Source organism: Longinema margulisiae (assembly GCF_025266855.1).
GTDB lineage: Bacteria > Spirochaetota > Brevinematia > Brevinematales > Thermospiraceae > Thermospira.
Genome location: NZ_CP053071.1, coordinates 1142481 through 1165189, shown reverse-complemented (window position 1 = coordinate 1165189; position 22709 = coordinate 1142481). Strand labels below are relative to the sequence as shown.

General features: G+C 45.7%; 20 protein-coding genes. 8 read left to right on the top strand and 12 right to left on the bottom strand.

Annotation, left to right across the window (positions count from 1 at the left end):
* The first annotated feature begins 68 nt into the window (after positions 1-68).
* Positions 69-833, top strand: a complete 765-nt coding sequence (locus BREVNS_RS05290; protein WP_483428003.1) for a PilZ domain-containing protein — start codon at positions 69-71, stop codon at positions 831-833.
* On the opposite strand, the gene truD is transcribed toward BREVNS_RS05290, so the two are convergent.
* From truD to BREVNS_RS05270, 4 genes are read right to left on the bottom strand one after another with little or no spacing between them, the layout of a single operon-like run.
* The gene (gene truD, locus BREVNS_RS05285) at positions 814-1929 is read right to left on the bottom strand and encodes a tRNA pseudouridine(13) synthase TruD (RefSeq protein ID WP_483428002.1); all 1116 of its coding nucleotides are present in this window, start codon (positions 1927-1929) and stop codon (positions 814-816) included. The genes BREVNS_RS05290 and truD overlap by 20 nt on opposite strands.
* Positions 1930-1931: 2 nt before the next feature.
* Positions 1932-2978, bottom strand: a complete 1047-nt coding sequence (gene mnmA, locus BREVNS_RS05280) for a tRNA 2-thiouridine(34) synthase MnmA (RefSeq protein WP_483428001.1) — start codon at positions 2976-2978, stop codon at positions 1932-1934.
* Positions 2978-3523 carry a flagellar biosynthetic protein FliO gene (locus tag BREVNS_RS05275; protein ID WP_483428000.1) on the bottom strand — a complete coding sequence of 182 codons (546 nt, stop codon included), beginning with the start codon at positions 3521-3523 and terminating at the stop codon, positions 2978-2980. Before BREVNS_RS05275 ends, mnmA begins: the two co-directional genes overlap by 1 nt.
* An 11-nt stretch (positions 3524-3534) precedes the next feature.
* Positions 3535-3735: a hypothetical protein gene (locus tag BREVNS_RS05270; protein ID WP_483426166.1), complete on the bottom strand. Its 201-nt coding sequence runs from the start codon at positions 3733-3735 to the stop codon at positions 3535-3537.
* On the opposite strand from BREVNS_RS05270, the gene BREVNS_RS05265 reads away from it, so the two are divergent.
* Positions 3736-4947 (top strand): IS110 family RNA-guided transposase, encoded by a 1212-nt coding sequence (locus tag BREVNS_RS05265; protein WP_483426165.1) that lies wholly within the window; start codon positions 3736-3738, stop codon positions 4945-4947. It begins immediately after the preceding gene.
* 255 nt (positions 4948-5202) lie between these two features.
* Here BREVNS_RS05265 and BREVNS_RS05260 read toward each other — a convergent pair whose 3' ends face one another.
* From BREVNS_RS05260 to BREVNS_RS05235, 6 genes are all read right to left on the bottom strand, one after another.
* Positions 5203-6453 (bottom strand): peptidase U32 family protein, encoded by a 1251-nt coding sequence (locus tag BREVNS_RS05260; protein WP_483427999.1) that lies wholly within the window; start codon positions 6451-6453, stop codon positions 5203-5205.
* Between the two features lies 1 nt (position 6454).
* Positions 6455-7732: a phosphomethylpyrimidine synthase ThiC gene (gene thiC, locus BREVNS_RS05255; protein WP_483427998.1), complete on the bottom strand. Its 1278-nt coding sequence runs from the start codon at positions 7730-7732 to the stop codon at positions 6455-6457.
* Positions 7729-8541 (bottom strand): bifunctional hydroxymethylpyrimidine kinase/phosphomethylpyrimidine kinase, encoded by an 813-nt coding sequence (gene thiD, locus BREVNS_RS05250; RefSeq protein ID WP_483427997.1) that lies wholly within the window; start codon positions 8539-8541, stop codon positions 7729-7731. The genes thiC and thiD overlap by 4 nt, the downstream gene beginning before the upstream one ends.
* A complete protein-coding gene (locus BREVNS_RS05245) occupies positions 8538-9002 on the bottom strand; it encodes a hypothetical protein (RefSeq protein ID WP_483427996.1) in 465 nt (154 codons plus the stop codon). Before BREVNS_RS05245 ends, thiD begins: the two co-directional genes overlap by 4 nt.
* Positions 9003-9004: 2 nt before the next feature.
* Entirely contained in the window at positions 9005-9988 is a 984-nt protein-coding gene (locus BREVNS_RS05240; protein ID WP_483427995.1) for a sugar phosphate nucleotidyltransferase, read from the bottom strand.
* 188 nt (positions 9989-10176) lie between these two features.
* Positions 10177-10488: a hypothetical protein gene (locus BREVNS_RS05235; protein ID WP_483427994.1), complete on the bottom strand. Its 312-nt coding sequence runs from the start codon at positions 10486-10488 to the stop codon at positions 10177-10179.
* A 702-nt stretch (positions 10489-11190) separates the two neighbouring features.
* On the opposite strand from BREVNS_RS05235, the gene BREVNS_RS05230 reads away from it, so the two are divergent.
* The 4 genes from BREVNS_RS05230 to BREVNS_RS05215 are packed head-to-tail and all read left to right on the top strand — an operon-like array spanning position 11191 to position 13999.
* Complete coding sequence (locus BREVNS_RS05230; RefSeq protein ID WP_483427993.1) at positions 11191-11622, top strand: ArsR/SmtB family transcription factor; 432 nt, start codon at positions 11191-11193, stop codon at positions 11620-11622.
* A complete protein-coding gene (locus BREVNS_RS05225) occupies positions 11619-11855 on the top strand; it encodes a thioredoxin family protein (RefSeq protein ID WP_483427992.1) in 237 nt (78 codons plus the stop codon). Before BREVNS_RS05230 ends, BREVNS_RS05225 begins: the two co-directional genes overlap by 4 nt.
* Before the next feature lie 9 nt (positions 11856-11864).
* Positions 11865-12812 (top strand): SLAC1 anion channel family protein, encoded by a 948-nt coding sequence (locus BREVNS_RS05220; RefSeq protein WP_483427991.1) that lies wholly within the window; start codon positions 11865-11867, stop codon positions 12810-12812.
* A gap of 2 nt (positions 12813-12814) precedes the next feature.
* Positions 12815-13999 (top strand): permease, encoded by a 1185-nt coding sequence (locus BREVNS_RS05215; protein ID WP_483427990.1) that lies wholly within the window; start codon positions 12815-12817, stop codon positions 13997-13999.
* 54 nt (positions 14000-14053) lie between these two features.
* Here BREVNS_RS05215 and BREVNS_RS05210 read toward each other — a convergent pair whose 3' ends face one another.
* Positions 14054-14956 carry a hypothetical protein gene (locus BREVNS_RS05210; protein ID WP_483427989.1) on the bottom strand — a complete coding sequence of 301 codons (903 nt, stop codon included), beginning with the start codon at positions 14954-14956 and terminating at the stop codon, positions 14054-14056.
* 393 nt (positions 14957-15349) lie between these two features.
* Here BREVNS_RS05210 and BREVNS_RS05205 point away from each other — a divergent pair, with 393 nt between their 5' ends.
* Together BREVNS_RS05205 and BREVNS_RS05200 are read left to right on the top strand one after the other, a co-directional pair.
* On the top strand, positions 15350-18745 hold the full coding sequence (locus tag BREVNS_RS05205; protein ID WP_483427988.1) for a UvrD-helicase domain-containing protein: 3396 nt from the start codon (positions 15350-15352) through the stop codon (positions 18743-18745).
* 2 nt (positions 18746-18747) lie between these two features.
* Positions 18748-21642, top strand: coding sequence for a PD-(D/E)XK nuclease family protein (locus tag BREVNS_RS05200; RefSeq protein WP_483427987.1), 2895 nt, complete (start codon positions 18748-18750; stop codon positions 21640-21642).
* A gap of 41 nt (positions 21643-21683) precedes the next feature.
* Here BREVNS_RS05200 and tsaD read toward each other — a convergent pair whose 3' ends face one another.
* Entirely contained in the window at positions 21684-22709 is a 1026-nt protein-coding gene (gene tsaD, locus BREVNS_RS05195; RefSeq protein WP_483427986.1) for a tRNA (adenosine(37)-N6)-threonylcarbamoyltransferase complex transferase subunit TsaD, read from the bottom strand.

Below are 22709 nucleotides of genomic sequence, written 5' to 3'. Positions count from 1 at the left end.
TCTTCTTTCTAAAAAGTTGACTTTTTTGAGGTCTTTTTGTATGATATTTTTGAAAAAGGAGGTGGGTTATGAAAGCACTTCTTTACGCCTACAACCCGGAGTATGCCAAAGAACTTGCGATACGTCTGATTCCCTTCGGTATCGAGGCTATCCCCTGTTCTGAGACAGAGGATCTTCTTGGCCAACAATGTGAAGAAGAATCCCCCTTCCATTTGATCTTTACAGAAAAAACAGAAAAGGATTTCATCAGCAAACTCAAGGAAAAATACAACAATACTCATACCATTGTCCTCAGTTCAAAAGATCTTCCCCCCGCAGAACTCAAGGAACTTGTCCCGTTAGGCATCACCACAGTGATGCGACTCAAAAACCAGCCTGATGCCATGGTAGAAGAGATTGTCCAGTTCATTGTCTCCCACAATATCCGTTCAAGCGACAAACGACTCCATATCCGTGTCCAACCACAACCCCACGAAACAGCCACAGCCTCTGTGTTTCTCAAGAAAATGGCCCGCTTTGTGAGGGGAAAAATTCTGGATATCAGTGCGGGTGGTTTTGCCCTGTTAGCCGATGACTCCCTTGAAATCAGCCTCCTTTCCCCTGGGGAAATCTATGACAATGTCATCCTCAGCCTCAATGGTCGGGAGATAAAAACCGTCGCCAAGATGGTGGTACGACGGGACGTGATTGCCGGTTTCAAGTTCGAGAACGTGGAACCAAAAGAAATGTTAGAAATCGCCTCCTATATCTACAATCACCTCGAAGACAACTACCGCCGAAAGCTTCGAGCCATGATGACAGAAAACGAGGTTATCAAAAACAAAGATACTTAAGTACCAATGTGGCATAACTTCCCGGTGGAAGAGAAAGCGAAAGAGAAAATTTCCAGAAACCGGGGAAAAACTCATCCTCTCTCCACTCGTAGTCTTTCACCTCTGGATAAACCCAGAGAGAGCGCCTCTTGGCATGAAGAGTTGCCCCATAAATCCCACGTATCTTGAGATCTGAAAGAGAAATCCCCTCCTCTCTCAGCACCTCTTCTGTAAAACCATCCACCTCAGGCACATCATAGGCCACCACCCACCCCTCTGTAGGGATAGTCTTCCTCTCCCCAGGGAAAAAGACCTCTCCCCCCTTCATGGGAAGAAAAATCCCCTCTCCCCCCTGCAGACGAAGAGAAAGACTCCGGTTGAAAAGAAACGAAAGGTAGGCATTGGCCACCAGAAGAAGATACCGATGATCCAGAAGCCCTACCGCATGCCGAAACCCCTTTTCATGCCCCTCTTGAGCAAGAAAAGAAAACACCCTCACCCCAACACGCCACCTTTTCCCCTCACAAAGATCAAGACAGACTTTCCATTTCCCCCACGAAGAGAGAAGATCTTTTCTGATACCTTCGGGGGCATGCGTTCGCATAAAGGAACGCAGAACCTCTTCCATTTGTCCCAAAAAGAGAAGCTTCCCCACCCACCGCCTTTCTTCATACGAACCAAATCTCTGATCATCAAAATAGTTGGGCATCCCAAGAGACTGCAGACTCTCTAAACGCTTCATCACCTTATTCTTTTCCTCAAAAGAAACCTCTCGTATCACTAAAGAAAAATCATTCGCGGCAAGGCAGCCAGAATCGATGGGCTTCTCACTATACCCCACAAATTCAAGACGGAACCCATCGTGAGAAGGGAGTTTTTTTATCGTACGCGGAACACTGATATACTGAAAGGTGTGTCCGTACTTATCTTTTATCCCGGCAATCCCAAGAGAACGTGAAGGGATTTTCCACCACCGTTGAAGCCTCTCAAGAACCTCAAAGGTCTCTTTTCCCTTTTTCTCGAGAAGAAACACCTGAAACTTTCCCTCTGGTTGCAAAATTCCCTCTCGTAGTCTCTCCCTGACCACAAAATCCTCAGGCCTGTACTTATACCGCATCGCTATTCCTCAAGGATAGTCCTGTCAATAATTCCACTGGCTATCACCCTATCCCCCAGAAAAAGAACTCCCAACTGTCCAGGAGTCACAATCTCCGCCGGTCTCTCAAGCAAAAGATGAAGACACTCCCCCTCCCACTTCACCTCACAGGCCACAAACTCACTCTGATAACGAATCTGTACCTCATAAGTCCCCTCACGAAAAGAAGACGTGAGAAGATTAACGTCCCGAAGCCACACCTGCCGACTCTTGGGCACATCTCCCAAGACAATATTCCCACTCTCCACATCCATAGAACGAATATAGAGCCGTTTCCCTATCGATACCCCTAACCCCCGGCGCTGTCCAAGAGAGTACAGGGCAAGTCCCCGGTGTTTTCCTACAGGCTTTCCCTCGTAGAGAAAATCTCCCTTTTTGAGAGATACCCCATGAGAAAGAAGATACTCCCTATAATCCCCCGGCACAAAACACACATCCTGACTCTCCCCCTTCGAAGAAGAGATGGGCATACCGCTACGAGCCACAATCTCCCTGACCTCAGCTTTTGTTTTATCCCCAAGGGGAAAGATGACATACGAAAACATCTCTTTTGGGACATAGGCAAGAAAATACGACTGATCCTTGGTGATGTCTTTCCCCCGATAAAGCCCTACCTCTTTCTCATCCCGAAAGACCCTGGCATAATGGCCGGTAGCCACCATATCAGCCCCACGACTTATAGCCTCCTCCACGAGGGCCCCAAACTTGATGTATCGGTTACACATCACACAGGGATTGGGAACAAGGGCTTGCTGATACCCCTCAAGAAAATAACGAATCACCCTTGCTTCAAAAACATCCTTGAGATCAATAACATGATGAGAAATACCAAGAAACTGACATACCCTCTTTGCCGCCTCAATTTCCTCAAGACTACAGCACTTTTTTGTCCCACTCTCAAAAGCCGCCACAAAGGTCACACCCTCAACCTGATACCCCGCCTCTTTCAAGAGATAAGCGGCTGCGGAGCTATCCACCCCGCCACTCATGCCAACAAAAACTCTCGTCATCAAAGCTTCTTCAGCCTGTCCTTTTGACTCTGGATATATTTCGCCCTATCCACCTTTTTGACAAATGGGAACATTTCCATGAGATTCATAAATTCCTGAGGTTTTGGCTTCAGGGCATCCTTATGAAGTTCAATGTAGTCCAGGGTCTCCTTGTCCGTAATTTTATCAAGTAGCCTAACCCCTCCATCTCCACTGGTCCCCACAAGATAATAGTTCGCCCCCACCTTGATCACCTCTATATACCCCCCAAGGCCTGTCTGTTTCACCGCAATAACCTCAATAAACGTGGCATCCTCTGTAGTTTCAACGGAACTCTTCTTCACGAAATACCGAACAAGGAAAAAACCTCCCACAGCAAAGACACTGGTGTAAAAGAAAATCTTCACCACAACCCAGAACCATCCGCCACCTTCTGGTTTCACCTGCTGTTTCGTTTCTTCCTGATAAAAACGATCAAGAAATCCGTTGGTTTCTCCGTTTGTCGCCACCTGCGTATAGGCAAAAAGGGGAATACAGAGAAAAAAGACATATACCCACTTTCGCATACGTTTTCCTCCTACATAAAATTCCCTTTATAATAAACCACCCATCTGGCAGGAAGACGAATATTTCCTGGGCCAGAAGAGCCCTTAGAGGAGTCTGTCTCCTGCCTCCCGTACTCATCATAAGTTGATTGGGCTAAGAAGCCCTTGTCATAATGGAGTTTTGAGTGGGAGGACCTGCCAGAAACCACAAAATTCCATAAGGAGGAAGCCATATGCTTCACACCCCAACCCTTTTCGTCGGTATCGACGTCGCCAAAAAAGATTTCTTCGTCTGTGTCCTTGACGACCAGCGGCAGGTCCTTCACTCGTCTGCCCTCCCCATGGAGAGAGAGGGCTTTGACAAACTCCTCACCCTTCTCTCGATTTACCCAAAGGAGAGTCTGGTCGTCGGTCTTGAATCTACCGGCGGTTATCACCACCATCTTTTCAGGTTCTTGACCTCTCAGAGTTTCCGCACTTTCGTGCTTAACCCACTTCAGACACGAACGTTTTCCAGACTCTCCCTTCGAAAAACCAAAACTGACTCCATCGATGCTCATCACATCGCTCTTTTTCTCCTCTCCCAGTATCATTCCCTCGAAAAACCCTTCCGGCATCCATGTCCAGAACTCCGTAGCCTCACCCGTTACCGTGAAAAAGTCGTTACCCTCATCGCTATGGTAAAAAACCTCCTCGAGGACGCCATTTTCGACTGTTTCCCCGAAATCCTCAAGTACACCACAGGTTACCCCAAAAGCCTCCTTTCTCTCCTCCTGGCTTTCCCCGGCGCTACCGCCATCCAGAAGGCCTCTGAAAGTTCCCTCGAGGCCTTCTTCCCACCAAACAAACGGGGCAGAAAATCCCGCCTCTCCATCACTAAAATCAAAGAACTCGCCTCTTCCTCCATCGCTTCTCCAGACTCCGCCGAGGAAAACGTTCTCCAGAACATTATAAGCCAGCTCTTTTTCCTCCAGGAGCACCTCGAGAAACTTGACGCTCACATCCAGTCCCTCGCCCTTCAGGCTTTTCCCACTGAAATACAGATCCTTACCTCCGTCCCTGGTATAGGTCTTGTCGGTGCCGCTACCTTCCTCGCCGAAATAGGCTCTATCAGCCGTTTTGAGAACTACAAAAAACTCATCGCTTACGCAGGTCTTGACCCCGCTATTTATCAATCCGGACAGTCCTCGACCACAGGCCATATCTCTCGACGAGGGAACCGTCACCTCAGACGTATCCTTTTTCTCCTCGCTCGCTCTGTCAGACGTTTTGTCCCCGCTTTCGGTGAGTATTTTAACCTCAAATTTGCTCAATCCCGTGTTGCTAAAAAGGCCAATCTCTGCGTGGCTCACAAACTCCTTCGCCTCCTCTACGCCATGCTCTCTCATCAAACTACCTTCGACCCCTTTCGCCTTACCTCCTTCCCTCAGGAGGTGAATTTATAATAGTTGACTCCTCTCCTGAAAAACCCATTCTTTGAAGACTTTTTACTATAAGGCAAAAAAAGAGAAAAAGCAAACTCCTTTTTCCCTCGTATTCTCACAAGGGCTTCCCACAGGCTATCACCATGTTTCAGCAAAAGCCCTCCCAAGCTGAAACAAGGAAATAGCCCCTCCCTCAAAAAATCCCCCCTCTCTTTTCTTTTCACCCCACGATTTCAAAAAGATAATATCCACGTTCAAAAAGAGAGCAAAAAAGTTTCAGGCACCACCAAAAGGATTTTCCCGGAGAATAGCAAAAGGCTCCAGTACTCTCCCTTTCAAGACAAATTCCTCATTGGGCTGAACAAGGTTTCTCTTTTCTCCCCCGACCAAAAAGTGCTTACCACAGAGTTCCTCATTTCTGCCATCAGGGAAAATCACCTCTATATTCTGATCAGAACGTATCTGATTCATAGCTTGACAAACCGTTTCGTTGTCTCTCACCTCTTTCACATAAGCCAAAAAGGTATACTCGCGGACGTAAGCAGGATCCGTTACCTGGAGCGACTCGTTGTGGGAAAAATAAAAACCAGTGGTGTATTCCCTGTGGCTTATTCTCTCCAGTTCAGCAAGCATGGCCAACGAAGGTTTTTCCCCTCTTTGAAAGGCATCAAGGGCATGACGATACACTCGCGTGACGTTGGCCACATAATAAATAGACTTCATTCTTCCCTCAATCTTGAAACTATTGATACCCGCCTTCATAAGCCTGTCTAAATGAGCGGCAAGATTAAGATCTTTTGAAGAGAGAATAGCTGTGCCATGTTCTGTTTCTTCTACAGGAATCATCTGATTCTGCCGACTCTTTTCCACAAGATAGTACTCCCACCGACAACTCTGGGCACAATCACCAAGGTTAGCGTCCCTTGTTCGAACGGTTTTCCCCGGAGAAAATTTTTCGCCCACTTTATAGAGCCTTGGATTGGTAAAGTAATTCGAAAGCAAACACCTCCCCGAATAAGCCACACACATCGCTCCATGAACAAAAGCCTCCAGTTCCAAGGAGACCGCCTCACGAATTTCACTAATCTCCTCGATGGAGAGTTCTCTTGCCAATACAATCCGGCGAACACCAAGCTTCTCATAGAAGCGGCAGGTTTCCTTGTTCGTGGTATTGGCCTGTGTACTCACATGAATAGAAATCTCAGGGTAATGTTCCCGCAGCCAGGTTATCATGCCCAAATCTGAAACAATGAGCCCATCTACTCCAAGGGGAGCAATCTCCCTCACAAACTCCTGGAAGGGCTGAATATGACGGTTGTGAAAAAAGATATTGGTGGTCAGATAAATCCGTTTGTGTCGCTGATGCGCATAGTTCACCGCCTCTGCCAGTTCCTCTATGGTAAGATTGGTTGCCTGTTCCCTGAGAGAAAAAGACTTTGCCCCCACATACACCGCATCAGCCCCATAGGCAAAGGCAAAGCGCATCTTGTCAAAACTTCCAGCTGGAGAAAGTATCTCGTACTCCATATCAGAGAAGCCCAAGGTCTTGAAGGGTCCTGACACTGCAAAATTCCCCGCACATACTGCAGTAGTTTTCTTTTACACCAGAGGACTCCCGGCGCTTGCGGGCTAACTCAGGATCCAAAGAAAGACGAAACATAGTTTCCCAGTCAAGGGCTTTTCGTGCCCGGGACATCTCATCATCAATTTTTCGAAACCTTTTGGGATTTTTCACCATGTCTGCCGCATGCGCCGCAATTTTTGAGGCAATAATACCCTGTTTCACATCCTCTAAATCTGGCAAACAAAGATGTTCCGCCGGCGTCACATAACAGAGGAAGTCTGCTCCCGCTGCCCCCGCCACCGCCCCACCAATAGCCGCCGCAATATGATCATAGCCCGCCGCCATATCCGTGACCAGTGGTCCTAAAATATAGAACGGGGCCCTATCACAGAGGCTTTTCTCCATCTGAATATTCGCCACCACCTGATCAAGGGGAACATGCCCCGGTCCCTCTATCATCACCTGAACCCCTGCTTCACGCGCTCTTTTTGCGAGTTCTCCAAGGGTGATAAGTTCCTCAATCTGGGCTCTATCACTTGCATCAGCCGTCGCCCCGGGACGCATCCCATCCCCCAAACTGATGGTCATATCATATTCACGACACACCTCAAGAATACGATCAAAATGCTCGTAGAGGGGATTCTCCTGATTGTTCTTTTCCATCCAGGCGCAGATCATAGCCCCACCACGACTGACCACATCAAGAATCCGACTTTTCTCTTTGATATAGCCCCATGCCTTCTGTGTCACACCTGCATGGATAGTGACAAAATCAACCCCCTCCTCTCCCTGCTGTCGAAGCACATCAAGGAAATGCTCAATAGTCATATCCTCAAGTCGCTGTGATTTTCGTGACAATTCAAACCCTACCTGATAGAGAGGAACCGTACCCACAGGAAGCTGGGTGCGTTTGAGGATCTCCTGACGGACACTATTCAGAATAACTCCAAGACTGAGGTCCATCACGGTATCGGCTCCGTACTTTTCACATACGGAAAGTTTTTCCAGTTCCCAGGACACATCCATCTTTTCAGGGGAACTTCCTATGTTGGCGTTGACCTTGGTGCGCATCTTTGTACCCACCCCAAGAGGAAGCGTTTTCCGTCGGTTATTTTTGAGAATCACCACCTCCCCCTTGAGAACAAGGTCTTTCACCTCTTCCGGGGAAAGCTCCTCCTGCCTTGCCACCTCTATCATCTCAGGGGTAATAAGATTCTTTCTTGCATACTCAAGCTGGGTCATAGGTTCTCCTTAAAACGGTGATGAGGAAGGGGACCATGGCCATGACCATAGGTCTCCTCTGTGGTTTTCGAAAGCAAAACGCTCACATAATCGGTTGCCTTCGTTATTGCTTCTATCATATTTTCTCCCCTGGCCAAATAGGCGGTAATAGCTGAAGCAAGGGTACACCCTGTTCCGTGAGTGCTGGTAGTAGAAATATAGGGATGAGAAAGTACTTTTGTCAAGATATTCTTTCCCTCTCGATACACAAGAATATCCTCTACCACTCCCTCCCTTACCTCCCGATGCCCTCCCTTGACCACGATAGCCTGAAGCGAAGGATAGAGCGAAAGAAGCCTTTCTCCATTTTCTTTCGGCTTTTCAGGATGAAAATCATCGCCCAAAAGTTCCGCAAGTTCTGGATAGTTAGGGGTCATGATGGTAGCTTTTGGAAAAAGCCTTTTTTTGAGCGTTTCAATGGCTCCTTGCTCTAAAAGGGGATATCCTGATTTAGCGTACATCACCGGATCACACACAAGAATACAATCCTCTGGAAGGCTTTCCGCCACCGCCTCAACAAGGGTGGAACTACCTAACATTCCCGTTTTGATAAAGCGTATAGGAATATCCTCAAGTACGACCCGAATCTGGAGTTTCACAAAATCCGGATCTACAAGGACACTTCCATAGACACCTGTGGTATTCTGAGCTGTCAAGGCTGTAATCACCGCTGCCCCATAGACTCCAATGGTCGCAAAGGTTTTGAGATCAGCCTGAATTCCAGCCCCACCCGAAGGATCAGACCCAGCAATAGTAAGTGCCGCTCTCATTCGTATCTCTTTTGAAGCCACTGTCTTTGCCACCCATATACCCAGAGAAGATACGGTGCCGCCGCTGACAAAAGAAGACCCATCACCACCCCTATCCCCTCTGTACTCAACCAGAGCGTAATAGCCACCTGCCACACAACACAAAGAAAAAACCACGCTTTCCAGAAAACCCTGCCAAAAAATTCTCTCTTGATCGAAAGCCCTATCATACCAAGCCACGTCATCCCGTCAATGAGAATCTCTTTCACCCAGATAACAAAACGGTACCAGAAAAGTTTTTGAGCCATCGCCTGACTCTGATTCTCATCAAGGGGATACACAAGATTCTCACCCACCACAAGCTGATAAAATGACACCTGCAACGGAGTAAACAAAGGCACCTGAATCCAGGGCCCAAGGGCCAAAAACCGAAAAAGAAAAAGAAAACCAAAAACAATGGTATAAAGGCGAATATTTCCCATACCTACCTCGAAGACGCAATCTCTGAATCCGGTCCTATATTCATTTCCCTTGGCGCTTCACAAAGATAGGCGTTATCCCCAATGAGAGAACGGGTGAGAATTGCATTTTCCACCGTGGCATCAGATCCAATAATAGAGTGAGAGATGATAGCATTCCGGATAACACACCCTTCAGAGATAGAAACATTCGGGCCGAGGATAGAGTTTTTCACCTCAACACTCTCATGAATATACACCGGAGGAATGATAATAGAGCCCGGCACCCTCACCTGAAGATTGGCCGAACGCAAAAGATGCTCATTGGTTTCTAAAAGGGCCTCTTTTTCTCCACAATCGTACCAATCCGAGATAGGAAAGGTCTTCACCTTCTCCCCCGTATACATCAGACGCTTAATAGCATCGGTGAGCTGATACTCATTCTTGGTGGTGATATTATGCTCAAAGAGATAATTGATCGCCTCAAAAAGGGCATAGGCACTTCGAAAATAATACACCCCACCAATCACCACGTTCGAAGGGGGATTCTCTGGCTTCTCAATCAGGTTAGTGACATAGCCACTTTCATCCATCATCACCACGCCAAAACGCCTTGGATCGGAAACCGTCATCACCCCTAACATATTATCCTGGGCTCCAATGATAGAAGAGAGATGGGCATTGAAGATAATATCGCCAAGAAGAATAACCACATCCTCATCCTGTTCAAAAAGATGACGGGCCTGATAAATGGCATGCCCCAGCCCTTTGAATTCCGTTTGACGCACAAACCTCATAGGGAAAGAGTAGTGGGTTTTGATAAAACTCTTTATCTGATCGCCAAGATGGCCAATGATAAACACAATTTCAGAAAAATTGAGAGACAAACACTGAGAAAGAATATAATCAATGATAGGCTTACCAGCCACACGGATAAGCGACTTGGGGGTCACGTGGGTATGGGGTCTCAGGCGACTTCCAACCCCCGCCACGGGGATAATAATCTTCATACAAATCTCCTCGTTCCTTCTGGTAATATTATAATGGAACCCAAACATTTTGTAAAGGCTTTGGGAAACTCTTGCGAATACTCAGGAAATACTTTGAGATGCTCCATCTTTTTGTGACCTTTGCACGAATGTGCAAGGGTCTCTTTTTGTTGTTCCTGTCGTTCCACATTCATACAGAATGGTTATCTTCACACAAACACTGAATACTTGTTCAACCATCTTTTCTCTTTCAGTTTTAGGATCTTTTTGTTACCCATCTTCCTTCTTCCACGAAGCGCTCCCGCGCGGGGCAAAAGGGGCTCCGCCCCTTTTGAAACCCCGGCCCCGCCCCTGCGGCGGTTTTTGTAGCCAACGACCTTCATCCCCCTGGCGGGCTGGAAGAAAAGCCTGTAGCCCCGCTCTCTTCCGTAGCCCCCCGGGGACAGCCCTCCCTGTCTGACCCCGGGCTTCCTCGCCACCTCCTGTGGCTCGGACAGTGGTGAAAAGACGATGGCTTCCATTACCAGCCCGCAGGGCACGTGTCCCCTGCAGGGGCTTTTTGGATATGGCACCGCGGCAGGGGCGGGGAAAAGGCTATGACCTTGTTTCAGCAAAAGCCAGAGGTTAAACGTTTAACCTCCCCTATCCAGAACAAAACCACAGCTCTTGCCATGTTTCAGCAACACCCCAGATCTCCACTTCTCTCACACAAAAGACCTATAACACACCACAGGACATACAAATACACACAACTCGTTTGAACAAAAGAGAAAGCTATCCCCCATCAGGCTGAAATAGGGGAATAGCCATATCTTGCCGTCATGTTTTCAAGCACGACTCTTTTTTCAATAGGCATCATAACAGAAAGCTTTTGTGTTGTTTCCTTTCCTTGTTCATAAGAAATGAGACCTTTGCACGAATGTGCGAAGGTCTCAAAAAAGTAATAAAAAAATAAAAATAGTATAAAAATATTCCTTATCATAATAAATAATTCTACTTTTTTGAGTAAAAAAAGACAAATAGGCCCTTGTAAACAGAAAAAGCGGGGTTTCAGGGGCGTAGCCCCTGACCCAGATAGGGGAAGAAAACACCCGTGCAAGGGTCTCGAAATGTGGAAATAGGTATTCAGTTTCATATGTGGAACGACAGTCTCTTTTTATTGTTCCAAAGAAAAGGAAAAGCTAAACTTGACATTTTCTTTCTTTTCCCATACAATTGTATATATGCACAAATATGCAAATAATAATACAAGTCTCTCTCTCTTGGACGTCTTCAGAGTAGTAAGCGACCCCACCCGATTTCGGATTGTGAAGCTTCTTTCCGAAGTGGAGTGGCTTTATGTTTGCGAGATCAGGGATATTTTAGAGATGCCTTTTTATGCCATTTCCCGTCATCTCAAAGAGTTGAAAATAGGCGGTCTTGTGAGCGAAGAAAAAGAAGGACGATTTGTCAAATATTCCCTGATAAAAGGTTCTTCGCCTGCAGAAACCAAACTCTGGGAACTTATCAGTGTCGTGGAAGATGAAATAACTCACAAAGATAGAGAAAACAGAAAAAAACGTCTCTCTCTGCGAGATGATTCAGGATGTTCCCTCTGCGAAAATTCTCCACAAGACATCACTTTCATAAAAGACAAAAAAAGGAGGAAACCATGATGCGAATTGCTATTTTGGGTGGAGGATGTCCAAACTGTATTCGCCTTGAAGAAAATACCAGAAAGGCTCTTTCTCTTTTAGGCATGGAGGCCACGATTGAAAAAGTGACAAACATGGATGATATTATGGCTTACGGTGTGATGAGAACACCGGCCTTGGCTATCAATGGTGAGGTGAAAAGTTCCGGCAAGGTGCTTTCCCCGGAGCAGATTGCAGAACTCTTGAAAAAATAGGCGGAAACTATGAAACTTTCAAAAATTCCAATTTCTCTTTTTTCTGTTATCATGGGGATTATGGGAGTAACGTTGGCCTCTGCTCGTTTAGAAAAGGTCTTCAATCTCCCTCACAACATAAGTCTCGTTTGGCTCTGGACTGGAGTAGTAATATTCGCCGTTGTCTCCCTTTTGTATCTTCTCAAGGTTTTCTTTGCTTTTGAATCAGTAAAGGCGGAATTTTTTCATCCTGTAGCCTTGAGTTTTTTTGCTACGGTTTCTGTAGCCACAATATTAGTAGGACAGGGGTTGCGGCTTGTCAGTTCTCCCGTAGGAGAAAAAATCTTTGTGGCAGGAAGTGTTCTTCAGTTTCTTTTTTCTCTTGCTATCATTTCTTCCTGGCTCAAACAATCTCATTTTGAGATCCAGCACATGAACCCTTCCTGGTTCATTCCTGCCGTTGGGAATATTCTTGTACCGGCACTCGGGGATTTTCTTCCCCCATGGATTCAGTGGTTTTTTCTGAGTATTGGCGGTTTTCTCTGGTTTCTCTTGATGGTGATACTTTTTTATAGACTCATTTTTCATCATCCTTTGCCGGACAAATTGATCCCAACCCTTTTTATTCTCATTGCCCCTCCCTCGGTAATGGCGATAGCCTTGTCCAAAATGAGTGGGCAAGAGATGGCCATCGTTTTCTACTGGATTGCCTTTTTCTTTGTGTTGATTCTCTTCACCTTTATAAACTGGTTTACGAAAATTCGTTTCGCTCTTTCGTGGTGGGCTTATACCTTTCCTTTAGCTGCCTTTACCATCGCCTCTGTTGTTCTTTCCCGGGAATTTCCCTTTCTCCTGTGGGTAGGAGTGGGAACGGGTATCGTACTCAATATAGTTGTCCTGGGTCTCTTTTTCTTTACCATGCTGTATCTTCTCAAAGGAAAACTTTTTGAAGGACATGAAGAAAAGAAGGAGGCCTAAGGATGAGTGTCAAGTCGTATTCCCCCAATAGGCAGATTTTCCTTTACTTCCTTCTCTTTCTGGTGGTGTATTTTCTTCCTTTCCAAACTCAAGGTGTTCAGAAGGCTCTCACAGAAGCCTTTCTTATGCTCTCGGATTATGTTCATCACCATGTACTTCTCTGTCTCGTACCGGCCTTTTTTATTGCCGGGGCTATTACGGTCTTTGTAAACCACCAGGCCGTGATTCGCTATCTCGGTCCAAAAGCCCCAAAGTGGCTTGCTTACTCCGTGGCTTCTGTGTCTGGGGCCATTCTTTCTGTCTGTTCCTGTACCGTTCTTCCTCTTTTCAAGGGTATCTATAAGAAAGGAGCAGGCCTCGGACCGGCTATTAGTTTTCTTTACTCTGGACCGGCTATAAATATCTTGGCAATTGTTCTCTCTGCCAAGGTTCTCGGACTCAAATTAGGTATAGCCAGAACCGTGGGCGCTATCCTTTTGGCTATCCTTATCGGTATCCTGATGCATCTGTTCTTCCGAAGGGAAGATGAGGCAAGGCTTGCTGATGAGAGACTTTTTCAGGCTTCCACGGAAACGATGCCAAGAAAACTCTGGCAGGATACCCTTTACTTGGGCACCATGGTTGCAATTCTTGTTTTTCTCAACTGGACACCATCAAAGGGGAGTGTGGTTTTATGGGATATCTTCTACCAGAATAAGTGGCTGATTTCTGGAGGACTCGGCGTTGCTCTTCTTTTTATATTGTGGCGATGGTTCAAAAAGGAGGAACTTGTGGACTGGGTGGTGGCTACCAGGGATTTTGCCCTCCAAATCATCCCTCTTCTTTTTGGTGGGGTCTTGCTCGCTGGTTTCCTGCTTGGCCGTCCCGGAGCGGAGGCTCTCATCCCCTCCCGGTGGGTGGCTTCCCTTGTCGGAGGAAATTCCCTTCAGGCAAACTTTTTTGCTTCTCTCTCTGGGGCACTGATGTATTTTGCCACTCTCACAGAGATTCCTATTATTCAGGGGCTCTTAGGTTCAGGCATGGGGCAGGGACCAGCCCTGGCACTTCTTTTAGCAGGTCCATCACTTTCTCTCCCGTCTATCATGGTCATCTGGGGTGAATTAGGGGCAAAAAAGACACTAACCTATGTTTCTCTTGTCGTTATTCTTTCAACCTTTGCGGGTTGGATATTTGGGATAATGGGATAAGAAAACTCCCCCTGCCTTCTTCAAAGACAGGGGGAGAAAAATCTTTGCCGAAAGCTATTTTTTCTCTATATAACTTATCTTGAAGTAAATTTTTGTTTGTTCATTCTTTGATTTATCATAAATCACACATTCAGTTAATTTTTTTTCTGAAATTACTTTCTGCTCTATTAAAAACCACCCTTTATTTTCTTCTCCATAGACAGAAGAAATGTAAGAAAAGATAGCAGCGTCCCGTTTTTCAGCCGTTTTAGTCAGCAAATTCACCCAGAACAATTCCTCATTATCTTGACTGTCTGTAGCGGAGATAGTTATCTCTACAAGCACAGGGTTTTCCATTGTACCCTTAGCAGGTGTGATTTTCACATCCGAGATATCTACTTCTCTCCAGTCAAAGAGGGTGTTCTTAAACTCAGCCAGTCGTTTTTCAAGGGTATAGTTAGAAACAATATTGGGATACTGTGTTGTCAGAGCCGTTTTCACTTCCTCATAGCGATCATTGAGACGATACCAAAACGTTCCCTCTTTCCCCTTGAGAAAACTCTTCGTTACACGGCTTTTCACCACGAGATCACCAATATACACAACCTTCCCCGCTTCCGCCACAAAAGAATTTGGAGAAATATTAACTTTATAAGTAGTTCCACCATCTCCAAATTCTGTAATATCCAAACTATCAAAGAAATATTTGCCAGCAGGCAGAGCAATCACTTTCAAGACAGGAAATTGCTTTGGTTTTCCCAATTCAGGAATAATAAAAAAATGTGTCTCGCCCGTGCCAGCTTCTTTTATTATAATCATTCTCCCTACCACCGTAACATCATCCGCCCTGTTGATGCGAAACACCACTATAGCCTGATTCTTTTCCAGGGTTACTGTTTCTTCAGGCATTATCACCCGTGAACCAGAACATCCCGCCAACAAGAAAATAAACCCTACCACCAATTTCCAGAATTTCATATATTCCTCCTCACTAAAAAATTTATTCTATATTTTAGGAAAAATATTTATCCTCCTTCACATCTTGAGACTTCGATTATAAAGTAACGGAGAAAAAATATCAATCATTGCTCTAAAAAATCCAATGTGAAATAAATGTCTCTGTGTGGATAGGAAATGAAACCCTTGCAAAAATAGACACTCATCTCGATACAGCTTGCTTAAAAAACCTTTGCCCTGTCCATCGTGGCCCATGGCTATCTCCATGTTTCAGCCAAAAAAGGAGGTGTTTTGCCGAAACATGGTGATAGCCCACCCCAACAGCCTAAAAAGCATTTCTCTTGTGCTGCAAGAAACCCTCCTCATCTTCTTGACTTTTGTGATTTTTCATGATATCATCTTGTAGGGTGAACAATGCCAGAGAAGAAACATTCTTCCCTTCTTATTTACCAGGCTTCTGCAGGGTCTGGAAAAACCTACACCATTGTGAAGGAATATCTGAGTTTGCTCCTTGACGTTTCTGAAAATGGACTTGAAACCAGACTCCGTTTCCTTTTAGCCATCACCTTTACCAACAAAGCAGCGGCTGAGATGAAAGAACGAGTACTCTACGCCCTGCAAAGGCTTTCCACAGGCGACACAACTCTCTATCCCGAGCTCTGGACGACCTACCCAGACCTCTCCACGAGATCACAAAGAGTGCTTCACTACCTCTTGCATCACTACAGTTTTTTTACCATCACCACCATTGATAGCTTTTTGACACGTCTTGCCCAGAGTGTCGCCTTTGAACTCGGCATACCTTTTCGCTTTGATGTTCTTCTTGACAAGAAAGCCCTCTTTGAAGAGATTCTCTCTGAAATCTTAGATCAGTTTGGAAAAGACGAGAAGATAACCGATCTCTTAGAAGATGTGATTACCTATAGTCTTGAAAAAAACTCCTCCTCCATCGAAAAGGAGCTTTTGAAAAAGGCCCACACCATTTACAAAGAAACCAATTATCTCGCCCTCTATCCCTTGCTCAACGATAACCTCATACACTATAACAGTACCCTCTACAAACATATCAAAGATACGTTCTTTTCTCTCAGCCAGAAAAGAAAAGAGATAGCTCAAAAAGTCATCAAGACTCTCCCACAGGGCATTCAGAAGGAAGACCTCTCCTATAAAGGAGGTGGCAACCTCTCTTTTTTTGAACGTATTATCAACAATGAAAATGATGACTTGAAGTATGAATCAGATAGACTCGACAAATGGACAAAAGATCCACCTACCACAGAGAAGGAAAAGAAAATTGCCCAATGGAAAAAAGAAGAGGTGGATCCCGCTCTCGCTGAACTCAGGTGGCGAAAAGGAAAAGAGAACGTAGAACTCCTTTTTCGTACCTATGAGGCTCTCATCACTCACCTGTTTTCACTTGCCCTGATGAACACCTTTCAGTCCATCCTTGAAAGAAAAATCTGGACAACCCAGCGTATTCCCCTTGAGGAATTTGGGCGACGACTCCATCAAAATATTTCCGAAGCCATGGTTCCCTATCTCTATATCCGTTTAGGGGAACGCTATCGGTATTTCTTCATCGATGAGTTTCAGGATACCTCCCGTCTCCAGTGGGAAAATCTCTCTCCCCTTATTGAGGAAGCGATAGCCAGTGGAGGAAAGGCCTATCTTGTTGGTGATCCCAAGCAGGCCATCTACCGATGGCGAAATGGAGACGTCCGTATTATGCTTTCTGAGGTAACAAAAAAATTCCCCCACCAAACTACCTCCATCTCCCTTGATACCAACTACCGTAGCCGAAAAACCATCGTGGAATTTGTGAACCAGTATTTTGCCGATCTTCTTACAAGGATTTCCACCCAAGATTCTTCACAAAACTCCCATTCCTTTTTTGCCAAATCGTATGAAAATATGAAACAAGAGGCTCATCGAAACGAGGAAGGCTTGGTTTCCTTTGATTTTGAAATCCTCTCAAAAAAAGACAAGAAGAATAAGGAAAATTCCTCCGAGGAAAACAATTCCGAGGAAAACAATGAGGAAGAGAATCTTTCCTCTCTCGTCTCGTGGTGTAAAACAAAAATCGAACAGGCTAAAAACCATGGGTATGCCTACCGGGATATCGCCATCCTTGTCCGAAAAAACAAAACCGCTTCTCTTTTGGCCAGTGCGCTTCTTGAACAAGATATCCCCGTCATCTCCGAGGACGCTCTCTTTGTTGCCAGTTCTCAAGCGGTAAGACTTGTCATGGCCTCACTGCGTTTCTTAGTACGGCCCACCGATCTCAATGCGATCCTCACCTTCCTCCATCTCTATGGAGAGGTTTTTTCAAGCCCTATAGACGCGGATATTCTCAAAGAGTTTTTTGAAAAGCTGACTTCCTCAAACCAGACCCTTCCCTCTCTTGAAAAGATCAGCCAAAACACAGCCTCTTACAAGGATAAACACTCTGCTTTTTCTTTTGTCTCTCAACTCCTCGATAAAAGGCTCTCCCTTTTCACCCTTACCCTTCCTGACCTTGGAGAAGAGATCATCCGTCTCTTATCCCTCTCTCAACAGCAAGGCCATTATGTTTTTTTAGCCAAGCTTCTCGATGTGTTACGGGAGTTTTCTCTCAAAAAGACGGGGTCCATTGCTGATTTTCTCACCACGTGGGATGAAGAACTCTCCCTCTCTCTTACCATCGACCCGGATCCTTCCGCCGACGCGGTACGCCTTATGAGCATACACAAAGCCAAAGGGCTTGAGTTCCCCGTCGTTCTTTTTCCTTTCCTCTCAGAAAAAGCCAGAAATGACAAGGATATTATTGGTCCGTGGCCTTCTTTGTCCCACCATTGTATCTCTCCCACTCCGCCTTCCTCTTGGCTCTACAGGATGAAAGAAACCCTCACATATGTCCCTGGAGTGGACAAAACCTATGAGGAAGAGAAAGACCTCAGCCTTTTAGACGAAGTGAACATCCTCTACGTCGCCTTTACCAGGGCAAGGGATGTTCTCTCGGTATATGTCTCTTTTGAAGAAAAAAAAGATTTCTCCTCCTTTTCCGCCGATACATGGAAAAACGACCTAAAAGAATTTCTCAAAGGAAAAAAGGAAGACCTTGAAAAAAAATTAGGCTATCTCACGCTTGATCTCATCTCCAGTATGTCATCCCCTTTTCTTTCCATCTCTTGTGAAAAACTCTCAGATACCTATCTTCTTTTTTCTACAGGCAAGTGGCCACAGAAGGAAAAAACCCCCTCTCCTCATCCCCATGAAACCCTTACTCATTTCCCATCCTCTCCCTGGCAAAAAAAGATGCGTGTTCACCGCCACGAAGCAGAGATTCATCTTCTCTTCCACGAGAGGCAACGCCAGAGTCAGGAAGAAGGTATCATCCTCCATGAACTTTTGGCTCGTGTGTTCAAGGAGTCTGATATCGAAACGATCATCAAGGACTATGCCAATAGCCTTCCAGGAAGCCTTTCTGATACACAGCAAAATGAACTCAAAAACCTGCTCTCTGAAATATGGAATCTCTTTATCCAGAAGGGATGGACAAAGGGCTTTTCTATCCACAATGAAGAAACCCTTCTCACGCCGGCAGGACTTATTCGCCCTGACAAAATCTTTCTTGCAGAGGACAAAAATCAGGCCATTGTCGTGGATTACAAATCTGGACTCCAGTCAGAGGAAAAAGACAAACAAAGTATTCTCTCCCGTTATCAGGGACAACTCAAAACCTATTGTGATGCCATCCAGAAGATGGGATATACAAAGGTCGAAGGGTATGTACTTCTGATCTCTTCTCGAGAACTCCACAAGGTGGTATAACCATGGCAGAAGAAAGAGTAGAAAAATTTCTCAAGAGAGTCGCTCATGATCTTCTCACAACATACCGAGAAAAACTCTCCTCTTCCCTGATCCTTGTTCCCAATAAACGGGCCAGAACCTTTCTCTTTGAATATCTCCGGGAGATGACTGATACCCCCTTTGTGGCTCCGCTGTGTTTATCCTCAGAAGAGTATGCCACCACCCTCTCTGGCTTGGAAAAGGCAGAACGTATCCCCCTTCTTTTTGAACTTTACCAGAGTTATGAGACCATCTACAGACAAAACCAAAAAAAACCTGTTCCTTTTGAAGACTTTTATTTCTTAGGCACCACCCTTCTTGCTGATTTCGATGAAATAGACCGTTGTCTTGTGGATATCTCCACACTTTATAACCATCTCCTTAAACTTCGGGACTATGAAAAGGAGGCACAAACTATCGCAGAAGCCTTCTCTCATCTCTGGGATAGCCTTGGGGCCATCTATGACCACTTTACTCAGCAATGCCTCCAGAACAAAAAGGGGTACACTGGACTTGTCTATCGAAAGGCTGTAGAAGCCACGGAGAACCACCCTCACCCCCTCCAGCAAAAGGCTAACTTCGTCTTCTGGGTGGGGTTTCACGCCCTTTCTCCAGCGGAGGAAAAGCTTTTTCTTTCTACGGGGGACAAAAACAAGGTCTTTCTTGATATGGACAGGTATTTTACGGAGGACGAAAAACAGGAAGCAGGATTTTTCTATAGAGAATTCTGGAAGAAACACCTCTCTTCCGATATTTCCTCTCATGATGACCTCCTTTCTCAAAAAAACAACCGAACCATCCATATCTTTGCCACAACAAACGAAACCACCATGGTGAAACTTTTGGGCGAAACGCTTCAGAAAAATCTTCAGAACCCTTCTCCTCAGCAGGGAAAACGCCCCGATGAGGTGGCTATTATTCTCCCCAAGGAAGAACTTCTCTTTTCCGTTTTGAATTCTCTTCCTCCTGATCTCCCCTCGGTAAACGTCACCATGGGTTTTCCTCTGAAGGCTACCCAGATAGCCTCGTGGCTCGATCTTTTGCTCTCCCTCTGGGAAAGCCTACCAGAGACATCTCCCCATGCCACAGACACCGTCACCCTTTCCGGCTCTCTTCTCATCGAGGTCCTTGACCATCAGTATACCCGACTTCTTTTTGATAACGACCTCCTCAATTCAACTATCTCTCTCATACGAGAAAAGAACCTCTCTCGAGTTCCCACAAGTTTCCTGGCAACCCTCCCCTACCCCCAGAAAGAAAATACCCTCTTCTCCCACTTTGTCTCGTGGTACTCAGAAAAACCCGATGGCAAACAAACCCTCGAGAGAATATTCCTGCTCACCAAAGAGGTGTTGAACGCCCACAGACAAAGGGGATTTTCTTTCGACATGGAATTCCTCTATACCGCTCTCCAGAGAATAAGCGAGGTTCAGCAACTTGTGAAAGAAAAAAACCTTGTCCTTTCCTTCAATGCGGTAGCCAAAATCCTCAGGGATGTGATCGCTCAAACTACCATCGCTTTTAGCGGAGAACCGCTTGAAGGGTGGCAGATTATGGGAATGTTAGAAACCCAGGCCCTTGACTTTGATACCCTCTATATCCTTTCCATGAACGAAGGCATCATGCCTGCTCCCGCAACAAGCCGCTCTTTTATTCCCCAGGACATACGAAAAGAATACAACCTTCCTCAAGCTTTTGAAACAGAGGCCGTCTATGCCTATCATTTCTACAGGCTTCTCAAACGGGCCAAGGAAGTGTATCTCTTCTACACGAAAGAAGCCAAGGATACAGGGCTTCAGGAAAAAAGTCGCTACCTTGAACAAATTCTTTTTGAGTATTGTGAAAACGAAAAAACCCCACTTGAAAAAACCTACACCTACCCCTTCACCTCTCTTTTAGAAACACCCATCAGCTACCCCAAAACAGAGGCCATCAAACAAAAGCTTCTTTCTCTCCCTTATTCAGCGTCATCCATAAAGACCTACTTCACCTGTTCTCTCTGGTTTTATTACCAGTACATTCTTGGCGTAAGAAAAACAGAAACCTTAGAAGAAGATCCCGACGCCGCCGTCAAGGGAACCATCATTCACAGTGTGCTCGAAACTCTCTTTGGTGAATATCGAGAAAAATCCCAACCCATAACAGAAAACGACATTGTTCAAATGAAAGCCAATCTTTCCTCTCTGATAGAAAAAGCCATCAAAAAAGAATTTTCAGATCAGCCCATCACAGGAAAACTTGCCCTTCTTCGCCATATGATGATCCAACAACTCGAAAGGGTTCTTGAGAGCCACAAACCCCACACCCCCTTTGACGTGGTAGAGTTAGAATCAGAATTTGTGGGAGAAATTTCCGCTGATACCTATACCTTCCAGCTCAAAAGCCGCCTTGACCGTATGGACAAACGGAAGGGTTCGCTGGTCATCATTGACTACAAAACCGGCAAAGTAGAGAGTCTCAATATCCCTACCAAAAAAAGTGAAGAGAATACGAACATTCTTGATGAAGAATTTCTTCGCACCCTTTACAAAAACTCCTCAAGGTCCCATCTCTTTCAGCTTTTCTTTTACGCCTTTTTGGTCAAAAACGCGAGAGAAAAACACTCCCAAGACAAAAGAGAACCTAATCCTTATCAAGGAGAATCCCCGTTTCTCTCCATCTGTGCCATTCAAGAAGGTACCTTTCACAATGTAAAAAGAAAAGATACAAATAATCCTCTTCCCTTTGATGAAACAGTGGAATCTCCCTTTGTCAAAGGACTACAAAAGGCCCTTTTAACCATCATTTCTGATGATGAACCCTTTACCCAGACCAGTGATGACAACCATTGCCGCTACTGTCCTTTTCAGGAGATATGTGGAAAAAGAAAAATAGGGTAAACAATACCCTTCTCTTTCAAAGAAGAAGTAACAAGAGTGACCTACAGCATTCTCTTCCCTTTCCGGACAAAATCAAGACGAGAGTACGCATCCGTTCTGAGACTACCATACTTTCCTGCAAGGGCATCGTAATAAGCCCGTCCTGCCACCATTGCCGCATTGTCCCCACAATAGGCAAGCGGAGCCATAAAGGTGTGTATGCCCTGCGTTTCCCATTCCGTGACCCTCTGGCGAAGATAGGAATTGGCCGACACCCCCCCAGAAATCACAAAAGTACTCATCCCATAATCCTTCAGGGCATTGAGACTTTTCCGAAGAAGCAAATCAATGGCCTCTCTCTGAAAGGCGGCACAGATATCGGCTAATCGAGAGGCTTTGTCCTCAAGGTGCTGAATACGGTAGGTAAAAGCCGTTTTGAGTCCAGAATAGCTGAAATTATAACGATCTCTCTCCGTATCCGGAAGAAGAGAAGGCCTTTTGGAGGTTTCAAGAAAATTATCCGCATCCCCCGTCTGAGCTAAGCGATCAATGAGAGGGCCTCCTGGATAACCCAACCCCAACACCTTGGCAAGTTTATCAAAGGCCTCGCCAACCGCATCATCAATCGTAGATCCCAGTACCTCATAGTGATGAAAATCCCTGACGAGAAAGAGAAGGGTATGCCCCCCAGAAGCCACCAGACCGATATAGGGGAAGGGAATCTCCGCGAAAAGGTGGGGTGCATAGAGATGGGCCTCGATATGATTCACCGGTATCAGGGGTTTCCCCACACTATAGGCTAGTGCCTTGGCGACCCCAAGTCCCACGAGAAGGCTTCCTATCAAGCCCGGTCCCTGCGTCACGGCAATAGCATCCACTGAAGAGAGTTCCGAAGGGGTGATCACCTTTTCAAGGACAGGAAGAATATGAAGAATATGCTGCCTTGACGCAATCTCAGGCACCACACCATCAAACTCCCGATGAACCGCTATCTGAGAATAGGTCGCCTCTTTCAGAATAGTTTTTCCATCTTCTACAAGAGCCACAGAGGTTTCATCACAGGATGTCTCGATACCAAGAATACGCAT